General features: G+C 43.9%; 20 protein-coding genes. 10 read left to right on the top strand and 10 right to left on the bottom strand.

Going from position 1 to position 20,769, the window contains the following annotated elements:
• Nucleotides 1–2: 2 nt before the first annotated feature.
• Nucleotides 3–683 carry a TerC family protein gene (locus H532_RS0101320; protein ID WP_027723960.1) on the bottom strand — a complete coding sequence of 227 codons (681 nt, stop codon included), beginning with the start codon at nucleotides 681–683 and terminating at the stop codon, nucleotides 3–5.
• 147 nt (nucleotides 684–830) lie between these two features.
• On the opposite strand from H532_RS0101320, the gene H532_RS0101315 reads away from it, so the two are divergent.
• Both H532_RS0101315 and H532_RS0101310 read left to right on the top strand, forming a co-directional pair.
• A complete protein-coding gene (locus tag H532_RS0101315; RefSeq protein WP_027723959.1) occupies nucleotides 831–1,118 on the top strand; it encodes a hypothetical protein in 288 nt (95 codons plus the stop codon).
• A gap of 46 nt (nucleotides 1,119–1,164) precedes the next feature.
• Complete coding sequence (locus H532_RS0101310) at nucleotides 1,165–2,391, top strand: hypothetical protein (protein ID WP_027723958.1); 1,227 nt, start codon at nucleotides 1,165–1,167, stop codon at nucleotides 2,389–2,391.
• A gap of 67 nt (nucleotides 2,392–2,458) precedes the next feature.
• Here the strand turns inward: H532_RS0101310 and H532_RS0101305 are convergent, their stop codons facing one another.
• Nucleotides 2,459–3,322 (bottom strand): NAD(P)-dependent oxidoreductase, encoded by an 864-nt coding sequence (locus H532_RS0101305; RefSeq protein ID WP_027723957.1) that lies wholly within the window; start codon nucleotides 3,320–3,322, stop codon nucleotides 2,459–2,461.
• A 279-nt stretch (nucleotides 3,323–3,601) separates the two neighbouring features.
• Here H532_RS0101305 and H532_RS20910 point away from each other — a divergent pair, with 279 nt between their 5' ends.
• Nucleotides 3,602–3,724: a hypothetical protein gene (locus tag H532_RS20910; RefSeq protein ID WP_281169022.1), complete on the top strand. Its 123-nt coding sequence runs from the start codon at nucleotides 3,602–3,604 to the stop codon at nucleotides 3,722–3,724.
• 661 nt (nucleotides 3,725–4,385) lie between these two features.
• Nucleotides 4,386–4,865 (top strand): Hsp20/alpha crystallin family protein, encoded by a 480-nt coding sequence (locus tag H532_RS0101295; protein ID WP_027723956.1) that lies wholly within the window; start codon nucleotides 4,386–4,388, stop codon nucleotides 4,863–4,865.
• Nucleotides 4,866–5,180: 315 nt separating this feature from the next.
• On the opposite strand, the gene H532_RS20580 is transcribed toward H532_RS0101295, so the two are convergent.
• The 3 genes from H532_RS20580 to H532_RS17545 all read right to left on the bottom strand — a co-directional run bounded on the left by H532_RS20580 (nucleotide 5,181) and on the right by H532_RS17545 (nucleotide 7,902).
• Nucleotides 5,181–5,345 (bottom strand): hypothetical protein, encoded by a 165-nt coding sequence (locus H532_RS20580; RefSeq protein ID WP_169721023.1) that lies wholly within the window; start codon nucleotides 5,343–5,345, stop codon nucleotides 5,181–5,183.
• A gap of 15 nt (nucleotides 5,346–5,360) precedes the next feature.
• Nucleotides 5,361–6,125, bottom strand: coding sequence for an SDR family NAD(P)-dependent oxidoreductase (locus tag H532_RS0101285; RefSeq protein WP_081412259.1), 765 nt, complete (start codon nucleotides 6,123–6,125; stop codon nucleotides 5,361–5,363).
• A 154-nt stretch (nucleotides 6,126–6,279) separates the two neighbouring features.
• A complete protein-coding gene (locus H532_RS17545; protein ID WP_051263063.1) occupies nucleotides 6,280–7,902 on the bottom strand; it encodes a bifunctional metallophosphatase/5'-nucleotidase in 1,623 nt (540 codons plus the stop codon).
• Between the two features lie 564 nt (nucleotides 7,903–8,466).
• On the opposite strand from H532_RS17545, the gene phnD reads away from it, so the two are divergent.
• From phnD to phnE (H532_RS0101260), 4 genes are all read left to right on the top strand, one after another.
• Entirely contained in the window at nucleotides 8,467–9,507 is a 1,041-nt protein-coding gene (phnD, locus tag H532_RS0101275; protein WP_027723954.1) for a phosphate/phosphite/phosphonate ABC transporter substrate-binding protein, read from the top strand.
• A gap of 136 nt (nucleotides 9,508–9,643) precedes the next feature.
• Nucleotides 9,644–10,426, top strand: a complete 783-nt coding sequence (gene phnC / locus H532_RS0101270) for a phosphonate ABC transporter ATP-binding protein (protein ID WP_027723953.1) — start codon at nucleotides 9,644–9,646, stop codon at nucleotides 10,424–10,426.
• Nucleotides 10,419–11,234, top strand: a complete 816-nt coding sequence (gene phnE / locus H532_RS0101265) for a phosphonate ABC transporter, permease protein PhnE (protein WP_027723952.1) — start codon at nucleotides 10,419–10,421, stop codon at nucleotides 11,232–11,234. The genes phnC and phnE (H532_RS0101265) overlap by 8 nt, the downstream gene beginning before the upstream one ends.
• A gap of 17 nt (nucleotides 11,235–11,251) precedes the next feature.
• A complete protein-coding gene (gene phnE / locus H532_RS0101260) occupies nucleotides 11,252–12,055 on the top strand; it encodes a phosphonate ABC transporter, permease protein PhnE (RefSeq protein ID WP_027723951.1) in 804 nt (267 codons plus the stop codon).
• 89 nt (nucleotides 12,056–12,144) lie between these two features.
• Here the strand turns inward: phnE (H532_RS0101260) and H532_RS17540 are convergent, their stop codons facing one another.
• Complete coding sequence (locus tag H532_RS17540; RefSeq protein WP_051263062.1) at nucleotides 12,145–12,903, bottom strand: C39 family peptidase; 759 nt, start codon at nucleotides 12,901–12,903, stop codon at nucleotides 12,145–12,147.
• Between the two features lie 116 nt (nucleotides 12,904–13,019).
• Here H532_RS17540 and H532_RS0101250 point away from each other — a divergent pair, with 116 nt between their 5' ends.
• Complete coding sequence (locus H532_RS0101250) at nucleotides 13,020–15,053, top strand: penicillin-binding transpeptidase domain-containing protein (RefSeq protein ID WP_027723950.1); 2,034 nt, start codon at nucleotides 13,020–13,022, stop codon at nucleotides 15,051–15,053.
• 287 nt (nucleotides 15,054–15,340) lie between these two features.
• Here H532_RS0101250 and H532_RS0101245 read toward each other — a convergent pair whose 3' ends face one another.
• The 3 genes from H532_RS0101245 to ptsP all read right to left on the bottom strand — a co-directional run bounded on the left by H532_RS0101245 (nucleotide 15,341) and on the right by ptsP (nucleotide 18,984).
• Complete coding sequence (locus H532_RS0101245; protein ID WP_027723949.1) at nucleotides 15,341–16,093, bottom strand: HIRAN domain-containing protein; 753 nt, start codon at nucleotides 16,091–16,093, stop codon at nucleotides 15,341–15,343.
• A gap of 2 nt (nucleotides 16,094–16,095) precedes the next feature.
• Nucleotides 16,096–16,941 carry a HipA domain-containing protein gene (locus H532_RS0101240; RefSeq protein WP_027723948.1) on the bottom strand — a complete coding sequence of 282 codons (846 nt, stop codon included), beginning with the start codon at nucleotides 16,939–16,941 and terminating at the stop codon, nucleotides 16,096–16,098.
• A gap of 324 nt (nucleotides 16,942–17,265) precedes the next feature.
• Nucleotides 17,266–18,984, bottom strand: coding sequence for a phosphoenolpyruvate--protein phosphotransferase (gene ptsP / locus H532_RS0101235; RefSeq protein ID WP_027723947.1), 1,719 nt, complete (start codon nucleotides 18,982–18,984; stop codon nucleotides 17,266–17,268).
• A gap of 360 nt (nucleotides 18,985–19,344) precedes the next feature.
• On the opposite strand from ptsP, the gene H532_RS0101230 reads away from it, so the two are divergent.
• Nucleotides 19,345–20,205, top strand: a complete 861-nt coding sequence (locus H532_RS0101230) for a mechanosensitive ion channel family protein (protein WP_051263061.1) — start codon at nucleotides 19,345–19,347, stop codon at nucleotides 20,203–20,205.
• A gap of 262 nt (nucleotides 20,206–20,467) precedes the next feature.
• On the opposite strand, the gene H532_RS0101220 is transcribed toward H532_RS0101230, so the two are convergent.
• Nucleotides 20,468–20,671: a hypothetical protein gene (locus H532_RS0101220; RefSeq protein ID WP_027723944.1), complete on the bottom strand. Its 204-nt coding sequence runs from the start codon at nucleotides 20,669–20,671 to the stop codon at nucleotides 20,468–20,470.
• Nucleotides 20,672–20,769 lie beyond the last annotated feature (98 nt).

Genomic DNA, 20,769 nt, shown 5'->3' with positions numbered 1-20,769 from the left:
CCTCATTCTTGGGTTTCTTGGGTCTTTTCTTTATATTTTTTCTTTAAATACTCGCCGATGGCTACAACCAGAACCGCCAAAATAACTGGAAAACCGATTTCGGCTGGCCAACCAACCTTCTCCGCCCAATGCGCGACAGCATCATCTCCGACCATCATTTCCCCAGCCGTGTAACCGAGAAGCGCTGCCCCGAGAATCACGATGATCGGGAAGCGATTCATGAGTTTCATGAGGAGTTGGCTGCCCCAAATAATCAGCGGGATGCTGATGGCTAACCCGACAATAATCAATAAAATATTATTCCCCGCAGCACCTGCCACCGCCACGACATTATCAAGGCTCATGACGAGATCGGCAATGATAATGGTGCGCACAGCGCCAAGAAATGTGGCGCTCGCTTTTAGGTCCGTTTCTTCATCACCTTTCAACAGGTTGACAGCGATATAAATTAACAGTAAGCCCCCGACGATTTTTAAAAAAGGCACTTGAAGAAGTTCAACGGCAACAAAGGTCAGAACGACACGTAAAGCGACGGCACCGAAGCTTCCCCAAAACACCGCTTTTCGCTGCTGTTCGATCGGCAGACGTCTGCAGGCAAGTGCAATGACGACCGCGTTGTCTCCACTTAAAACAATATTAATAAGAATAATTTTGAATAAGCCGATGAAAAAGTCCAAATCCACTTTAAATTATCTCCTCTTTTGTATTTTCAGTATATAGCTTAATTTTTGGGCAGGCAAACCAAAGAAATGCTGTTTCATAAATTTAAAAATTACTATTCCTTCTAAATTTCCTATCATTTATAATGGGCTTTGTTGGGGGGTTATTTTATGAATAAAACAAAGAACGCTATAAGATGGCTCATTCCACTCACCATTGTCTTCGTCTTGTTTCTTGCCATATGGGCACATCAATTGATCAATGAACGACAGCTTCCTGCCCCTGGTTGGAGCCGTACGATCCTCCCCGAAGTCGCTGCTAAACCTGTCACGCCTTATGTTTATAAAGATGGTAACAAGACCCATCTTTTTACCGTTGTTGACGGCGGTATCGCTCAAAGCGTTCTCGACGAAAAATTGCATCTCGAAAAAAAAGCAGGTTTTTCACACGAAGCGTGATGTCCAAAGAATCGTATGGGCAGATGCATCCTACATTTTATATAAAATGGATGGATCTCTGTATTTACATTCTTCACAAACCGACAAAAAAATCGGAAACCGTGCTGGCGATGCGCAAGTTGAAGGCGGTTTTCTTTATTACGCACAAGGGAACACGTTACATACCTATAATCTTCGCTCAGAGTCCGATGAACGAAAAGCGACCTTCCACGAGCCCATCCAAGCGATTGCAGCTAGTGGCGAGCACGTGATCGTCATCACCCAAGATGAGCAGTCAACGTTTCATTTTTATGCGGCACCATCGGGCTCATCCCAAGGGAAAACCCATGAATTCGGGCGGTTTTCCGGGTTTACTCACGGCAATATCAGCGTGTTAGAAACGGCTCAAGTTGATGGGAAAATCGGTCTCTTTTTCATCGCCCATGTGTTAAGCCAAGGGGAGCATTTCTATAATTATTATTTAGAATTTTCCCCTAAGTCACTGTTAGTTGACAAACCTATGTCTATCAATGCCTTGCCGCTTACGTTTACCGTCAAGGGTACTGGCGAAAATGTAGAAACACCGATGAATACGCGTTTCTTCATTAAGGACGGAAAGCCCCACCTATTGTTTAGCGCTGAGGGACTGCGCACCTTGCGTGATACAGCGATCAACATCTATGATGCGTCCCCTGAAAAAACGGGGAAATGGACCGCTGAGCGGCGTAGCACGTCATCGGAAATGTCGATCATCCCCTTTATAATCGATCAAAATACCGTTGGTTGGCTGGACTACGTCTCCGATGAACATTACCAAATCGGCCTGGCTGCCACTCAGCCCTCAATCATCAAAGAAAGTTTAGCGTATCATACCAATTTTTCTCAATCATTGTCCAATGCCGTTTTATCACTGTCGCGCGTATTTATGTTTATCTTGTTATCGATTGCGTATACCATTCCGACGATATTGGCATACGGGATGATCACCTTTTTCAAAATAGAACTCATCGAACGGGATTCCCCTATCGTTAAGTGGGTGCTTCTGGCTGTGTTCTTTGTTTCCCAAATCTTTTTATTGAACCATTTGGAGGGAGCTGCGTTTTACAGATACGCCCCAAGATATCTGACTTTCCCGTTCAACCACTGGATCATCCCCATCGTCATGGGGGCCATTACCTTACTTCTTGTGAAAGGGTTGGCATCAAAAGAATGGTCGGTGATTTCCAAAACCTTCTATGCCATGGCCTTGTTTTCAATAATGGAATGGTTCACGTTCGGCCCGTATTTCTTTTGAATGGCGAAGGACGTCTTGCGGTTTTCGCAATGCGTCCTTTTATTTCGCCTTTTGGACAAATTGGAAATTATGCGCGATACAGTTTGTAAAGTGCTTGCGTGCCGCTGTTTTCTTCCCCCATCGCTGCCAATTCCTCGTAACGTTCTTTTGCCAAGGCTAGCCCGGGCGTGAGAAGCCCCATTTGTTTGGCGCTTTCCAAAGCAATGGTCATGTCTTTTATAAAGTGCTTGACATAAAAGCCTGGCGCAAAATCACCTTTTAACATACGCGGCCCAAGATTAGACAAGGAGAAACTGCCAGCTGCACCCGTTGAGATGCTCTGCAACATTTTTTCCATATCCAGCCCTGCCCGTTCGCCGTAGGCAAGCGCTTCACAGACGCCGAGCATGTTGCTAGCAATGGCAATTTGATTGGCCATTTTTGTATGTTGGCCGGAGCCGGCTTTTCCTTGATAAACAATATTTTTGCCCATCGCCTCAAAAATCGGCCGTACGCGCTGAAACGCCGCCTCGTCACCACCGACCATGATCGAGAGCGTGCCATTTTTTGCCCCGACATCACCACCGGAAACAGGCGCATCCAAGGCAGCAATCCCTTTGGCTTTCGCCTCTTCATAAATTTTCTGAGCTAGAAGCGGTGAAGACGTCGTCATATCTATGACAACCGAGCCTTCTTTCGCATTGGCCAAAATCCCGTTTTCCCCCAAATAGACTGCTTCCACATCTTGGGGATAACCAACGATCGTGATGATGACTTCGGAACTTTTGGTCAAGGCACTGACAGAATCTTTCCAGACGGCTCCTTCCTGAATTAGCGGTTCGGCTTTTGCTTTTGTCCGATTGTAAATATTTACAGAATAACCCGCCTTCAGCAAATTCCTTACCATTCCCCCGCCCATAACACCGGTGCCAATAAAGCCGATTTTTTCCATGTCATATACCTCCCGCATTAAGAATTAAGGTTCCGGATTTATGGTAACACATGTCCACTTACCCCTCTAGCAAACAAAGCGGCAATGACTAAGCCCTTTTCAGAAAAGTCACTACTAACTGTCATTTCATATGACAAATCTAGGACAAAGGTCCTATAAGGGAGGGAGAAAGCTGTCGAAAAAAGCAAAAACGCAAGAAAACATACTGCATTTAGCCAAAAAATCGATTCCCGAAAGGCGCGACGGCATCCACGCGAAATGGAGGGAGAAGACGGCACTTTGGGAGATCACGCGCGACTGACCGGATGGTTTATTCGGCTTTGGATTTTTAATGGTTTTCAAGGTGAAGGCATTGCCGCCTATAGCGGACCCGCCTCGACCACCCGGCCAAAAACACAATAAAGACAACAGCTCCCACAAAAAGCCATAGCCCGCTTTAATCGGATATAGCTAGCTCAAAGCGATCATTTTTCCAGCGGTAAAGCAGAGTCACCCTTTCTTTAAAAATCAAAAACAGCCTTCCTATTGGCAAAGGCTGCAAAAATAAAAGACCTTTGCCTGTATTAAGGCAAAGGTCTCGCCAACAACGTCCGTTGCCAACAAGGCCGGGGCATTATACCCGAACTGACGACCTTGTTGTGAAAAGGCTACTCCCCTTTGGGCTACTTTTGTTACTTACATTTTATGAATAAGAAAAAAAATATTCAATACCTTTTTGTAGACATTTCTTAACAAATTCTGATTTGCTCTATGGCTGGATATGTAACGGCCGTGATGGAGGCGGCGGTATTTTACTCGAAGGCTATCTCAACATTCCTCAAGAAACACGCTCTGCCTAGCATTTATGCGAAAGTAGGTTACCTTTATGCTGGACTGGAAAATTTTTATCCATTCTTGCTAGCATGAAAAATCATTGGTGAGAAGAACATGGACCGCATCCTCCTTTGATGACCCCCTCCAAAGACCTTCCAATTGCGGTCGTTTGATCGTGACAATGGTCTATACGGTTCAAGAAGTCCAGCCATATTTTAATGGTGAGAATTTTTTAAAAGGGGGTTGTCACATGAGCGATGCCAACCGGAATTACGACCAAAACCGACCGGAGTTGATGCCGTTCGGTGGAGGGCTTTTGCGGAGAATCGATGAATTTTTTGCGGCTAATCCGCAACACAGCATATTAGATGCGATCGATGCGTTTTTCCAAAATCACCCTTTTGCAGCTGGCTTTCCGGTTGACCTTTATGAAACGCAAACCGAGTGGATCGTCAAAGCGGACCTTCCTGGAGTTCGTAAAGAGGATATTCATATCGAAACGCTGGGAGACCGGCTGAAAATTGCCATCGTGAACTCGGAACAAATGGAAGAAAATAATGAAGTCTATAATTATTATCGTCGGGAACGTCGCATGCAAAGGTCGGAGCGCATCATTCCCTTACCGTATACCATTGATAAGCGAAGAACTAAAGCGCGGTTTCAAAATGGGATCCTCGAAATCCGCGGCCCAAAATATCCGAAAACGAGCAATACTTTAGAGGTCGAATAGGGAGATAACATGTAGGATCTTTGGTAAGTTTCGCGAAAAAGGAAATATGTCATATGTCTTAATGCATGCCGCTTTTATTATGAAAACTTGACTCTGCTAAAGAAAACTTGACTCTGCGAAGCCTTTTAGGCGAAGGCAGAGTCTTAGTTGCACTTATGCTGGCCCGATTTAAAGCCAGTGCAAGCCTTTTAGGCAGGCGGAGCCTTAGTTGCCCTTCGATAAAAGAGGCTGACTCAATCGTTCGGACCAGCCCACCAAAACCATCTACAGTATTTATGGACCGTCGTGTAAGTCAGCCTCCTTATGAATCAACCTCTATTTTCCACTAGGATCATATTCATCCCAAACGAGCTTAGTGACCTTCGTATAATTACCGCGCCGAATTTCTTCTGCCGTTGCGTTTTCGTTTAATTCCTCATCGTCATCGATGCCAGTGGCAATGGTCGGCGCTTCATTTTTTATGCGCTTTTTTTTGTCCACGTTATATGCCTCCTGTTATTCTTCGTAAATCATTTTCCGCGTCATCCCACCGTCAACAATTAGATTGATGCCGGTGACAAAGTCGTTGTCTTCATCGGTTAGGTAAAGACAAGCCTTAGCGATATCTTCGGGTTTACCGACTCTTTTTGAAAAATGTTGGGCGTGGTCGGTTTCTTTTAACGCACTATAGTCCCCTGTTTCGATCCAGCCCGGACTGATGGCGTTCACGGTAATGCGCGCCTCGCTTAAGGAAGCCGCTAGCGCATGGGTAAGCCCGAGAACCCCGCCCTTTGACGCGGCATACGCCTCAGAATTTTTTTCGGACATAAGAGCACGGGTTGAGGCAATGTTGACGATCGAGCCGTGGATGCCGCTTTCTTTCATGAGCCGGGCGGCTTCTCTTGCACAGAGGAAATATCCGCGGAGGTTGATATTCAGCACATCATCCCATTCAGCTACCGTCAATTCCTCAAGAGGTTTGAATCGGGAAACACCGGCATTGTTGATCAGAACATCCAGCCTGTGATAACGTTGCCGGACTATTTGAAAGAGCGCACTAATCTGCTCTGGCTCTCTGACGTCTGTCTGAATAAAAACAACGTCCCCACCTTGAGCCTTAATTTCGCTAACTGTCTGTTCAGCATGATCTCGGTCAACATCAGCAATGACCACTCTGTCACCGCGTGCCGCAAAGGCCTTCGCAATCCCCTTGCCAATCCCTTGGGCACCGCCCGTCACAACCACACACCTAACTCTATCCAACACAACCACCTCTCCCATTCTAGTATGTGCAAAAACATCGGGGGTCAGTCCCCCATTACACTAAAGTGTTGAAGCAAAAAATGTGGATAACTTAACTACAGATTTCCATAATCGCCCATTATAGGCGAAAAGAGGGCGGATTGCAGGCTATTTATCCACATTATCCACAAATTTAACCGTTTTTATCGCTTTCATTCTTTAAAGCGATGGGGGACTGACCCCCTATCGTGACGCGCCAGTTGTGGTTGACGGTAGCGTTTATGATTTTGTGTTCTAATATGTAGTTGGCAATGAGTTCGGAGACATCGATGGGGATGTCTTTTACGACCGGGCAGCCCTTGTACATCACGTAATCACCGCCACCACCGGCACGGTAATTGTTCATGACAACGTCGAGCTCTTGGTGGGCTTCAAGCGGCTTACCCTTGTATTTTAAAACGGTCACGCGGGAACCCTTTGGCCGCTTGATATCTATTTCGTATTCAATCCCTTCCCACATGTCATAGTTATAATGCTGCGGTTTCGGTTTTAGAAATTCATCGCTGACCCGTACAGAACCATCGGCTTCTAAATCAAAATAAGTGGCAGACTTCTCAAGGGCCTCTTTAACGATTTGCCCAGTCACTCTAAGGACAACGAGCGTATTCGGATAAATATAATTTGAGACCACATGGCGCATGGTCACATCTCTTGGGAATCCCGGCGATTGATTGTCAAAAAGAGCTGTATTGGACACTTCCACACCAGCTGCATCCATTTGAACGCGATTAATAAATTCAATTAAAGGATGATCTTCCATCCGAATAAGCATCGGATCGCTTGCGGTCATATCGCCTTGAATATGCCCGATCGGTTGATCCAACCACTCTTGAACAGCCCTCTCATATTCTTGAACCATGGCGATGACGTCCTGGTCGGGTTCCACCCCCTCCGAAGAGAGCCATTCGGAAACTTTACCAACGACATGGTACCGTCCGTTTTCCTTTCTCATATCAACCGTGACCTTGCCAAGTCCCATCCCATTACACCCCGGCTGTAAAATAACGACCCCATTGACCGTAACACCGGAAAGCTGTCGATGTTGATGGCCCGTAAGCAAAACATCGATGCCCGGCACATCCATGCATAATTGATAACCTTGGTTTTCCCCCGTCAGCGTCTCAATGGGTTCCCCTGTGTCAAGATCCCGTTCAAACCCGCCGTGATAAGAAACAACGACTAAGTCGACCTGTTCTTTTTCCCTTAAAAAAGGCACCCATTTCTGCGCGGTTTTTACCGCATCGTCAAAACGCATGCCGCGTATATGTTCTTCTTTTTCCCAATTCGGTATGTATTGTGTTGTCAGTCCAAGAACACCGATCCGCGGCCCGTTCGGGAATGCCTTAATCAAATAAGGCTGTCCAAAATAAGGTTCTCCCGTTTCCGCATTAACAATATTGGCGGAAAGCCAAGGATAGCGGGATTCGCGAATCGCTTGTTTCAATAGCTCGAGGCCATAGTTAAACTCATGGTTACCAATGACGCCGGCATCATAGCCAAGCGCGTTCAGAATTTTAATCATCGGGTTTGGCTTCTCCCGTTGAAACTTTGCAAAATGGTAAGTCAGCGGTGTCCCCTGAATGACATCACCGTTATCAATCGTTAATACAGCATGATTTAAATCGCGTTCCCTTTTAATCAATGTGGCAACTTTGGCAAGACCGAGCTCGGCCGGGCGATTGGTTCCATAGTTGAGCGGTAAGACATTTCCGTGCACATCACTCGTTTCCAAAATGCCCAATCTAAAATTCTCCATTCTCTCGTTCCTTTCAGACTCGTTTATCGTTTTTTATACTGGCAAAAAATATACAATTTTAGACTAAACAAAGGTCAACTAAGCCTTTGCCTTTGCCCAATAGGCTTGGCAGAGTTTTCTTTAGTATAGCAAAACAAAAGTTTTTATATAAAGTCATGAGGAGTCATCAAGTTCTTGCGTGAAGTGTGTTCAAGGTCATTTTCCATATTTATGGGGCCTATATGTTCAAAAAAAGGATCCCAACTTTCTTGCCCGAGCGAATACTAGGGTCCATCTCATACGGCGGTTCGGCTTCAAGAATGTTTCCCCTCTTCATACAGCAAGACGTGAGAATATCCACTTGCCGGCTTACTCCCTTTAGAGACATCATATTTGGCAGCTTTCATCAAAAATCCGAGAGCCTTAACATTTTGAGACTCGCTTCAACTGAAACCTTCATTAAAGATTTATCATTTTTTTACAATAAAAATAAATTATTATAAAAAATAATGGGTGACGATTCACATATTTATGCTATATTAAAAAGTACAAGGATTTATTAAATCTTTTAGGGGGGTTCAATTTATGCTTAAAAGATTGACGATGTTACTTGCCGCATTCGCACTAATGATTGGAATACTTGCCGGCTGCGGCAACAATGACAACAAAAGCGATGGAAGTGGCAAAACGATTGATGAACTGAAAGTTAGCTTCGTTCCATCTAAAGATCCAGATGAAATTATTACCGCTACAGAACCGTTAAAAAAGCTTTTAAAAGACGAATTGAAGAAGTTGGGCTATAACGTTAAAAAAGTATCCATTGATGTCGGTACAACATACGAAGCTGTCGGTGAAGCACTTTCTTCGGGCACAACCGATGTCGGCCTGATTCCGGGCGGAACTTACGTCTTATATGATGACGGCGCTGATGTCATTTTAACGGCTACCCGCGCCGGTTTGTCCAATGACTCGAAAAATCCGAAAGACTGGAACGATAACAAACCGACAAAACCGACCGATGAACAAGTTACGTACTATAAAGGCTTAATCATTGCCGGGCCGTCTCCGAAAGGCCAAGAATTAGCAAAGAAAGTGAACAACGGGGAGAAATTGACATGGGATGATTTAAACAGCGCGAACTGGGCTGTCATGGGTTCTTCTTCTTCATCCGGCTACATATACCCAACATTATGGCTCCAAGACAATTATAAGAAGAACATCACCGATTTGGCTCATGTCGTGCAATCCGACTCATACGGCAGTTCATTTGCCCGCCTGGCTGCAGGACAAGTGGACGTTCTGACCGTTTATGCAGACGGACGCCGCGATTATGAAAAAGACTGGACAACGAAATTTGGCGGCAAACATTCCATCTGGGATGATACAAACGTCATCGGCGTGACCGATAATATTTACAACGATACCGTTAGCGTCAGCAAAAACTCCAAAATCATGACGGATGATTTCAAAAAAGCGTTGCAAAAAGCCTTTATCAACATCGCGAAAACAGATGAAGGTAAAAAGGTTATCGCGATTTACAGCCACGAAGGTTATAAACCGGCGAAATCCTCCAATTACGATGCTGAAAGAAAAGCTCAACAACTGCTTCAAAGTTTGAAAAAATAATCATTTTCACAATTAGGGAGAAAAGAGAACATCATTTCATAATGAATGTTCTCTTTTTTCCATCGTATTCTATCATACAAAAAGACTAGGGGCTGGGCCCTCATTGACTTGAGTTTACTAGGATTGGAGTATAACGATGATTGAATTTAACAATGTCGAAAAAACCTATCCCAATGGGACGAAAGCCTTACAAAATATTAACTTAACCATTGAACAAGGTGAATTTGTCGCCATCATCGGTTTATCCGGCGCTGGTAAGTCTACACTTATTCGCTGTATTAACCGCATGCATGACATCACCGGCGGCAAATTAATCGTCGACGGCGTCGATGTCACGAAATTGAAAGGAAAGCAAATCCGCCGCTTCCGCCGGAGAATCGGAATGATCTTTCAATCTTTTAACTTAGTCACACGAACGACGGTTATTAAAAACGTCCTCGTCTCCTTTGTCCCGGATCTACCCTTTTGGCGCAAACTCACCGGACTTTACACAAAGGATCAGAAAATAAAAGCTTTGGAAGCGCTCGATAAAGTAGGCATTCTTGATAAAGCTTATATCCGTGTCGACCAGTTGTCCGGCGGTCAACAACAGCGCGTGGCGCTTGCCCGGACGTTAGCACAAAATCCGGATATTATATTGGCCGACGAACCGATTGCTTCTTTGGATCCAGTCACAGCTCGGCTCGTAATGGATGATTTTAAAAGAATCAATAAAGAAATGAACATTACCGTGCTTTTAAACATCCACCATGTCGAAGTAGCCCTTGAGTACGCCGACCGCATCATTGGGATTCGCAAGGGCGAAGTCGTATTTGACGGCCCATCTAAAGATGTGACTCGGGAGATCTTAAACGAGATATACGGCGGCAATGTCGAGGAATTCGGGGCCGCTTCAGAGGAGAGGGAGCAACATGTATGATAAACTCTTCCCTCCGAAAAAGTTTGTGCTGCCAAACGGAAAGGTCGTTCTGCAAAAGCGATCACGCGTCCCTTTTATCACGCTGATTGTCATCATTGCTGCTGTGATTTCTTATCGTTTTACGGAATTCAGTTTCCAAGTTTTATTTACACGTATCAATGAATTTTTCAAAATTATCGGCGATATGATACCGCCCAACTGGGACTATTTTCCACAGCTTTGGAAAGCCTTATTGGACACGCTGAAAATGTCATTGATCGGTTCGTTTATCGGGGCAATTCTTGCGCTTCCTTTCGCGGTCTTATCATCTTCCAATATTATTAAAAGCAAGACCGTCGTTTCCGTTTTTAAAATCATTTTGAGCTTAATCAGAACAATGCCGACACTCGTTTCCGCCTTAATCGCGACGTTTATCTTTGGATTAGGCCCCATGGCTGGGACAGTAGCCATTATGCTGTTTACCCTTTCCTATGTGGGCAAATTGCTGTATGAAGCGATCGAAAACGTTGACATGGGCGCATTTGAAGCCATGGAATCCATCGGCATGACACGGATCCAGTCGTTCCGCTATGCGGTAATTCCACAAGTATTACCCGGTTATCTCTCGCAATCCTTGTTCTGCTTTGAAGGAAATGTCCGCTATGCTGCCATTCTCGGTTATGTTGGCGCGGGGGGTGTCGGACTTCTCATCAATGAAGGCTTGGGCTGGCGTGATTATCCGAGCGTCGGCATGATCATTCTCGCCTTGGTCGTGACAGTCTTTATCATTGAAAGAGTCAGTGAACACTTCCGGAAAAAGCTTATTTAAAGGAGTTTATACGGACTATGACCACAGTTGAGAAACAGTTAAAAGCAGCCCCCCGCCGTTACGGCTATATTTTAACCATTACCGCTATCACGCTGTTTTTGTTATATTGGTCCTCTTCCGCCATCGACTTTAGCAAAGTCGATGAAAAAGGCATTGCCATCGCAGAGGGCATTATTAAAGGGCTTCTTCAACCCGATCTCAGCCTTTTTAACCTAACAAAACAAAGCGTACCTTATCTGCTTGTTGAAACCTTAGCCATTGCTTTCTTGGGCACCATTGTCGGCGCGATTTTATCCATTCCGTTTGCTTTTTTGGCTGCCTCCAATATCGTCCCGAAACCGGTCGCTTGGCTGACGCGCTTATTATTAATTATCATTCGCACGATCCCCGCCTTGGTGTATGGGCTCATGTTCATTCGCGTGACCGGTCCAGGGCCGTTTGCCGGGGTGTTAACCGTTGGCATCACATCGATTGGGATGCTCTCCAAATTATATGTGGACGCCATTGAAGAATTGGATACGAAAGTTTTAGAATCGATGACGTCCATCGGCTGCTCCACTTTCGAGAAAATTCGTTACGGGATTGTTCCGCAGCTCTTATCCATATTCATGTCCGTGACGATTTACCGCTTTGACATGAATATGCGGGATGCAGCGACTCTTGGCCTTGTCGGTGCCGGCGGGATCGGGGCACCACTCATGTTTGCCATGCGCAGTTATCGGTGGAACCAGGTCGGATCCATCCTCATTGGGCTAGTTATCTTGATCTTAATCATTGAGTTGTTCTCCAACTGGCTGCGCGCCAAACTTGTTAAAGGATAAACAGACCTTTATCTACATGAAAGGCCGTCTCCAACATCCTTGATCGTTGGATGGGAGACGGCTTTTCTGCTATTTACACGACACGTTACTTAATCAACATAAGTGATGGCTTGGCTGCCGAATTGATGCCAAGCTTCAAGAAAATCGCGTTTCGGAGCTTTGGCATTTTTCCTGCCAGTTAGCGGATCATTGAAGAAGACGTTGTCCTTCTCATAGCCCGTGAGGAGAACGGCATGTTCCTTTTTCGTCACGCGGATTGCCCCGCTTCTCGTTTCCCAAGTAACCCATTCAGTGTCCGGGACTTTTTTATACGTGCTTGAGACGATGACCCAAACCGGCCGTCCTTTATCTAAATAATCCGTGACGGTATCAAAAGACGTGCCGCTTAAATCCTTGATTCTTCCCGGCAAGTATTTTTCAGCCAAGTCAGCGATCGGTTTATGATAGACACCTAACCCTGGTTTTTTATAGGAATAAAGACTGCCGACAAAACCCGTATTCGGATTGCCAAAATAAATTTTCCCATTCACTATTTTCATAGGGGTTGGATCTTTTTTTAATTGTTTGGCCAGCGTCATTTTATCGACATGGGCACCAGCATGCGCCAAAAGCATGGCGAGGCTTGTCACTTCACAACCTCTCGGCAATTCAGGCAACTGTTTGATAAGTGGGGCATCAATCAATTGTCGTGGCTCGTTTTCCACGGTTTGATCCATGACGATCTTGTAGTACCCCGTCGGAAAAACTTTTCTCGCAATAACAGGCTGCTCGTTCCATTCCATATATAAAAAAGTGACAGCTAAGATCACGACAAAACCATAGAATAAGAGCTGCATCAAAAGTTTCACAGATTTACCCTACTTTAACAAATTGCTAGTCTTTCAATTATAATATAAAATAAACAGAACGAATGGTACATACATCCGAATGGTGGAAATAGGTATATAAGGGAGGGGGTCCCGTCGTGTATAAAAAATTTATTTTGGGGATGATCCTGAGCTTCGGCCTTGCGATAATGCTTGCCGGCTGCACCAAGGATGATTTGCCAAAACCTGAAACCACATTTTCTAAGTATGTGAAAGCCTGGAAGACCCAGAATTTTTCTGAAATGTATGCCCTGCTCTCCAAAAGCGCTAAAGCAGACATTTCCGAGGATCAATTTGTGAAACGCTATAAAGACATCTTTGGCGGTATTGAGGCGCAGGATTTAAAAATCACCTTCGACAAGCCGAAGGAAAAACGCGATTTAGAAAAGATGAAACAAGAGACGCTGACCTACCACGTCAAAATGAATACCATCGCTGGCCCGATAACCTTTAGTGGCAAGGCAACACTGACAAAGGTTAATCAAAAGGATAAGTCTTTCAAATGGACGGTCAATTGGAAACCGGACATGATCTTACCCGGTCTAAAGGAAGGCCAATTCATTCGCGTTAAAACGATACCGTCTGAACGCGGCGAAATCGTGGATACCAATGGCAACGGCCTCGCCATCAATGGGGAAGCGGTACAAATCGGTCTCTATCCAAAAGAACTGGAAGGCCATGCCGACACGAAAGCTAGACTTGCCAAATTGCTTCATATTCCTGAATCAAGCATTGAAGACGCACTCAGCGCGGGTTGGGTGACACCGGAGAGCTTCGTTCCGGTTAAAACGGTCTCAGCGTTGGATACTGATTTAATTGACCAAGCTGTAAAACTCACCGGCGTTTTGACCCAAAAGAAAAACGCCCGTGTTTATCCATGTGGCGCCGCATGCAGCCATTTGATTGGCTATGTCGGCACCATCACGAAAGAGGAATTGGACAAAAATAAAGGCAAGGGCTATAACGCACAAAGTCTTATTGGAAAAAGAGGGCTGGAACAGCTTTTTGAAAATCAACTGCGCGGGATCGACGGCGCGGAAATTTACATCGCTGATGAAAACGGGAATCCGTTAAAAACGATCGCAAAGAAACAAGCGAAAAACGGTGAAGATATTCAATTAACTATTGATGCTGAAGTTCAAAAAACACTCTATAACCAACTGAAAAAAGATACGGGAACCGCCGTTGCCATCAATCCTAAGACAGGTGAAGTCCTTGGTCTTGTCAGCACGCCGGCCTTTGATCCCAATCAATTTATCCTTGGGATGACCCAAACCGAATACAACCAGCTTGTCAATAATCCAGGAAAACCGCTATTGAATCGGTTTACGGCCAAATTCCCACCTGGATCCTCGATTAAGCCGCTTATCTCGGCGATTGGATTGGAAACAGGTGCTATTACCCCTGATACCGTCATGAAAATCAGCGGGAAAACGTGGAAAAAGGCAAACTGGAAAGGGGATTTTCACATCACCCGCGTCGATTCATTGCCAGAAGTGAATTTACGGGATGCACTTGTCCATTCTGATAATATTTACTTTGCCCGGCTCGCGCTTTCCATTGGAAAAGTTAAATTGATCAATGGCTTAAAAGATTTCGGCTTTGGCGAAAAACTGCCATTTGCCTACCCTATGGAAACATCGCAAATTGCCAATAACGGCACAATCACCAGTGAAGCCATGCTCGCCAACTCCGGTTACGGGCAAGGCGAAATCGAGATGAACCCGCTTCATCTAGCCTTAACCTACACGGCTTTTGTCAATAACGGCAACATCATTAAACCGCAACTTATTAAAAAGGATAGTAAACCTGAATATTGGCTAAAAAATGTCATCCCAAGCTCGGCAGTGAAAACCATTTATAATGATCTCGTGCAAATTGTGGCAAGCCCTGAAGGCACCGCCTACAACCCGCGAATCGACAATTTACCGCCTTTAGCGGGTAAAACCGGGACGGCTGAACTGAAGGAAAAACAAGGTGAAAAAGGAAAAGAAGACGGATGGTTTGTCGCCTTCAATACGAATCAACCAAGTCTTGAAATCGCGATGATGATTGAAGGTGTCCAAGATAAAGGCGGAAGCCACTATGTTGTCGGTAAAGTCAAAAATGCGTTTCACACGTTGTTAAAATAAAGATAGGCTGACTCATAAGAGCTCTGTCCACTGTCTACTTGACAGGGTGCAGTTCACTTTTGAGTCAGCCTCCATTTTTTATACTCGTAAAAAATATCAATCATTTTTCATCCAGTATAAGGGCAGCGAAAGCACTGCCATTACCCAAAAGGGTTGGTAGAGCCACTGTTAATAAAGAGCATAAATTGATAATTGATTGCAGGCGGTAAGCAATACGAAACCACTTAAACGTATTGAAAAAGGGAAAAACTGATAGGAATAGACCCTATCAGTCCAAATTTTTTACATCAAATTAATGCTAATTGTTCGATGACATCAAATTCCGAGTTCTGATCTTCGTTAATTTGGGTTTGTCCAGTTACAATAACTTTAACTTTGAGTTGAGGTTTAGCATTTGAATTTATTTGTTCAATTTTTGCTGAGTATTTCCCATTATTTTTTATTACATCATACATAAAACCGCTATAAAAAGCTGGTACGAATCCCAGTTTCTGATTTGATGTTTTAGTAAAAATAGTAACGGCCTTAGTATCTTTTGGATTGTCTTTATCTAGTTCAAATCTAACTTCTTCGTTTATTTTTAATTGCTGTAAAACCTTTTCACCATCATAATAACGCCAACCAGCAATATAAAAATCAAAATCAAAATGGTCATTATATTTATAAATAGGTGAAACAAACTCGTAAGGGTCCGTTGCTAACCTCCCGCCAGTTGCCCTTAACAAATCCATATCTGTGCAGTCTTTTGACAACCCAAATGACTGTAAAATTTCGTGAAAATCAGGGCGACGTTTATCTGGCAACCTTCTGGCAAAAGCATCAAATAGTCGATTAGACTTATAAACCTTTTTAATGTCTCTGAAGGCAAGGTGTGGTTTATATCCGTTTTTCATAGCATCAAAAAGTGTTCTCCTTTTACCACTTAACTCATAGGAAAAAGTATATTCTCCATTAAGGCTTGATAAATTTCCAATATGGTATCGTTGGCGCGTTTCAACATTTTGCCAAATAAGCCATAAAACAAATGGTCGGTTAGCCATGATTACTCACTTCCATCTAACATTTTAATTAACCAATCTCTGCGGTATAGTAAAAGTTTTAATACCCACTCTTTATATATATCGGACATAATTGCATCGGGTATGGTATTTAGGGTCTTAATAATCATGTCATGATTTAACCCTGATAAATAATTTGCGAAATTTTTTATACATAAAGGGTATTGATTTTTAATAACGGGAATCAATTCACTATACTTTGGTTTTTTCTTATGACCTATACCAATCAGTGAATAACTTCTATTATTATATGCCTCAAACATATTTATGTCCTTAAACATTAACTTTATCCGTTCTTCCTTTAACTGAAATCCTAAAGATGCCCCGTTATCATATATTGGAGCTAACCTATATGATTCAGATCTTGTAACAATTATTCCCCAATTATCACAATGTCTATCTTGGTTTCCAATTAATGCATCAAAGATAGGTATAATCACAAATTGATCATCTAAATTAAAAACAGATAACGCTCGAGAAATATTCTCAAGTGTGTAATTGTCTAATTTGTATCGATCAAAATCTTCAACGATTGTTGTAATAAGATCGCCACCTTCAAAGAATTCTTCTGTTGGTACAGTAAAATTCTTCGCTACAATCCCAATAACATTTTGTCTAATAGCCAGTTGAACATCCATCATTGATAGCCCAAATAAATTACCTAATTCCGCTGTAACTTTTTCAGCCCAAGCTTCTCCTGTGTTTTCTCGAGGAATTTTAAACATATAGTGTTGTGAGGATTCTGGATCTATTATCCAAAATTTCTTTCTAGTCCCTGAAATTTGCTTTTCAGAATCCTTTTCCCAATTACTCACATCAAGAATACCCATGTATTTTCCCTTTTGTTTCATGTTTATTTTTATTTTACATACTATTGTAACAAATATTTATAAAGACAGGGTAGTATAAGAGCTTAAGACAACCAAGACTTTTCCTTCGACTTAAGGATTGATTTTCGCCCGTTAGGAAAAGGTTTTCCACTTTGTTTTCGAAAGCCGATGCTAAAAACTTTTATAGAATTAAATAGAAAGACCATCGTTTCACAATTTCAAAACCGCTAAAAAAGGTTGACCCATGAAGTCGTGGCAAAACCCCGCCAAAACCGTAAAGAGATGGTCATGGCGGGGCCAACACCCTCAGGGGTCAACCTCGATTTATTTCAAATGCGTTTGGACATATTGGGCGACGTCTTCGGCCGTATCGAGATTTAACACAGCGTCGACATGTTTTTCAACTTCGGCTTTTGACAGCTTTTTCAAGAGGCTGCGCGCCGGAAGAATGGAGGTAGCACTCATGCTGAATTCATCCAAGCCCATGGCAAGAAGAATCGGAATAGCCGTCTCATCACCGGCCATTTCGCCGCACATCCCTGCCCATTTGCCTTCTTTATGCGCCGCCTGAATCACGTTATGGACGAGGCGCAAGACCGCAGGATGGTAAGGCTGATAGAGATAGGAGACCTTCTCATTCATGCGATCGGCCGCAAGCGTGTATTGAATTAAGTCATTGGTGCCAATGCTGAAAAAGTCGACTTCCTTTGCAAATCGGTCCGCGATCACAGCCGTTGAAGGAATTTCTACCATCATGCCGACTTCAATGGCATCGGAGACGGGTACACCTTCCTGAATGAGCTTTTCTTTTTCCTCATTGAAAATGGCTTTCGCTTCCCTCAGCTCTTCCAAAGTCGCGACCATCGGGAACATGATTTTTAATTGGCCATACACGCTTGCCCGGCAGAGGGCTCTGAGCTGTGTACGGAAAATATCCTGCCGCTCGAGGCAAAGGCGAATCGCCCGGACGCCGAGGAAGGGATTCAGCTCTTCCGGTAACTCCAGATACGGCAGTTTCTTATCGCCACCGATATCCAACGTGCGAATGACGACTGGTTTTTCTCCCATTGTTTCTAGCACTTTTTTATAAGCTTCAAACTGCTCGTCCTCCGAAGGTAAGCGATCGCGGCCCATGTATAAAAATTCCGTGCGATAAAGGCCGATTGCTTCCGCCCCGTTATTGACAACACCTTCTAAGTCATTCGGATTGCCGATATTGGCACCCAGCTCAACATGAACTCCATCAGCGGTAACCGTCGGCTCATGGACGAGTTTTGCCCACAGCGCTTTTTGTTCCAAGAATTGTTTTTGTTTTTTTTGGTAAGCGGCTTTCTCTTCTTCAGTCGGGTTAACAATGACAACCCCATCCAAGCCATCCACGATTAAAGGCGTGCCGTTATCGACCGCGGAGGTAATCGTCTTCGTCCCAACAACTGCCGGAATTTCCATAGAACGCGACATAATGGCCGAATGAGAAGTGCGTCCGCCGATATTCGTCGCAAACCCGAGGACGAACTGGCGATTCAATTGTGCGGTATCCGACGGTGTTAAGTCGTCAGCAACAATGATGACTTCCTCATTGATGGCAGCTGGCGATTGGAATGTTAAGCCGAGCAAATGGCTCATCACCCGTTTGGTCACATCGCGAATGTCGGCTGCTCTTTCCTTCATATATTCATTATCCATGTTTTCGAAGATCGTAATAAAATCATTCGCGACGGCATCCAAGGCAAATTCGGCATTCACTTGTTCCTCTTCAATCCGGCGCTCAACGGTACCGATTAACTCAGGATCACTTAAGACGAGGAGATGAGCTTCAAAAATCGCCGCTTTATCGGCACCCAATTCCTTTTCCGCTTTGTTCTTTATTTCTGTCAATTCACTTTTGGACTGATCCACTGCCTTATGGAACCGTTTCGTTTCCTCTAAAGCATCTTGGATGGATTTTTTTTCAACTTCAAATGATGGGTTTTCCAGTTTAAATGCTTTTCCTATGGCAATACCTGATGAAGCGGCAATGCCTATTATTTTTTCCGATGCCATGGGTGAACTCCTTTCTTTTAAAAACATGACGCATGGCTACCCAAAGTCCAGGCAACGCAATCTATGCGCCAAGTCATTTATCGATTCAAGCGGATCAACCGCTGTTTCGCGAAGATGCTCCGACATTTCCTTTTATAATTATAGCATTGGCAAAACGAAGATCAGTTTTGCAAACACCACTTATGGATCAGGCTTGTTCAATAAGCCCCTATGTATTGTAATTTGAAAACTTGCCGTTTTCAACCGAAACCCCTTTTCTGTGCATCCCAGTTTGTATATGTTAAGATGATATCGAACTCGCCCTTATTCTAGCAAGCGAATGACATCATGAACAAACGAAAGGAACAGGGAGGAGCTTTCATGTGGGATCGTATCCTTAAGTATTGGACAGAACACAGCGAAACCTTCAATCATATCATTTTGGATACTGCTAAAATCATCGTATTTTTTATTGTATCTCGGATTGCCATTGTCATTTGCACGCGGGTCGTGAGACAGTTTTTTAAAATCCAAGGTAAGTTGGATGATCGGCGACGCGAAACGTTAGTATCGCTTTTTTCCAATATCATTAAGTATGTTGTCTATTTTATTTTCCTTTTAACGGTGCTTCCAATCGTCGGCATTAATATTACAGGGATTTTGGCAAGTGCCGGGGTGGCTGGCATCGCCATTGCCTTCGGCGCCCAAAGCCTCATCAAGGACTTTTTTAACGGCTTTTTCATTATTTTTGAGGATCAGTATGGGGTTGGCGATTATGTCAAAATCAACAATGTGACTGGTACGGTTCATTCGATCGGCTTGCGCATGACAGCCATTAAACTTTGGACCGGCGAAGTGGAAATGATTCCGAATGGTCAAATCACCCAAGTCACCAATTATTCGAAATTTAATTCCATCGCCGTCATTGAGGTCAATGTTGGGTATGGCACGCCCGAAGCCGAAGCGATTGCCATCATCGAAAAAGTCATGAATGACCTCAAGCAAGAATCGGCGGACATAGTCGGAGATGTCGAAGTGTTAGGTGTGCAAAGCCTGAATGATTATAATTACACCATTCGAGCCACCGCAGAATGCGCTCCCAATACTCATTGGGGCATTGAACGTCTTGCCCGGCAAAGAATCCGGGCGGCTTTGCAGGAGGCTGGGGTCGACTTGCCTTATCAAAAAATCATTTATTTGCATAAAGAAAAAGACGAACAATCGGACAGAGAACGCTCATAGGGTAAACAGGCATGCTCCATTGGCTTACGGGGCATGCTTTTTTGTGAAGAAATCTCGCGCCGCCAAACCTTTAGGTGAGGCAGAACCTTCGTCGTCCTTATACTGGACTAAAAATGAGAAATCCATGCTTACTGCAGCGCTTTTGTTGCTGGTCCGTAAAAACGATAAACTTTCGTCCCAGTACAAGCCTTTTAGGCAAAGCAAAAAATAAAAAGCGCCACATTCCGGTCTGAGAATGGTGACGCCCACAATATAATCCCTATTATTTTCCAAACCACTTATGCCATAAATCTCGCGCTGTCCAGTTGAATTTGAGGACGACAATCCACGAGAAAGCTAGGATGACGTAATCGATCGGTTTGTTTTCAATGTTTAAAAAGATGTTCGCAAAAAACATAAAGGTCAAAGCGACGGTGAAACAAATCCCCAAGATCTCAAGGTACGACTTCAATTTCATTAAATCCAACACGCATACCTCCGTCATCTTTTCCTGCCCTTTATAATAATACAATCTGCACATAAGGTAAAGAACATTCCGACGACGATGTAACAAAAATGTTATCC

This window comes from Tuberibacillus calidus DSM 17572 (assembly GCF_000430685.1).
Classification (GTDB): domain Bacteria; phylum Bacillota; class Bacilli; order Bacillales; family Sporolactobacillaceae; genus Tuberibacillus; species Tuberibacillus calidus.
Note: the sequence above shows the minus strand (reverse complement) of the source record. Positions and strands in the feature narration are given on the sequence as shown.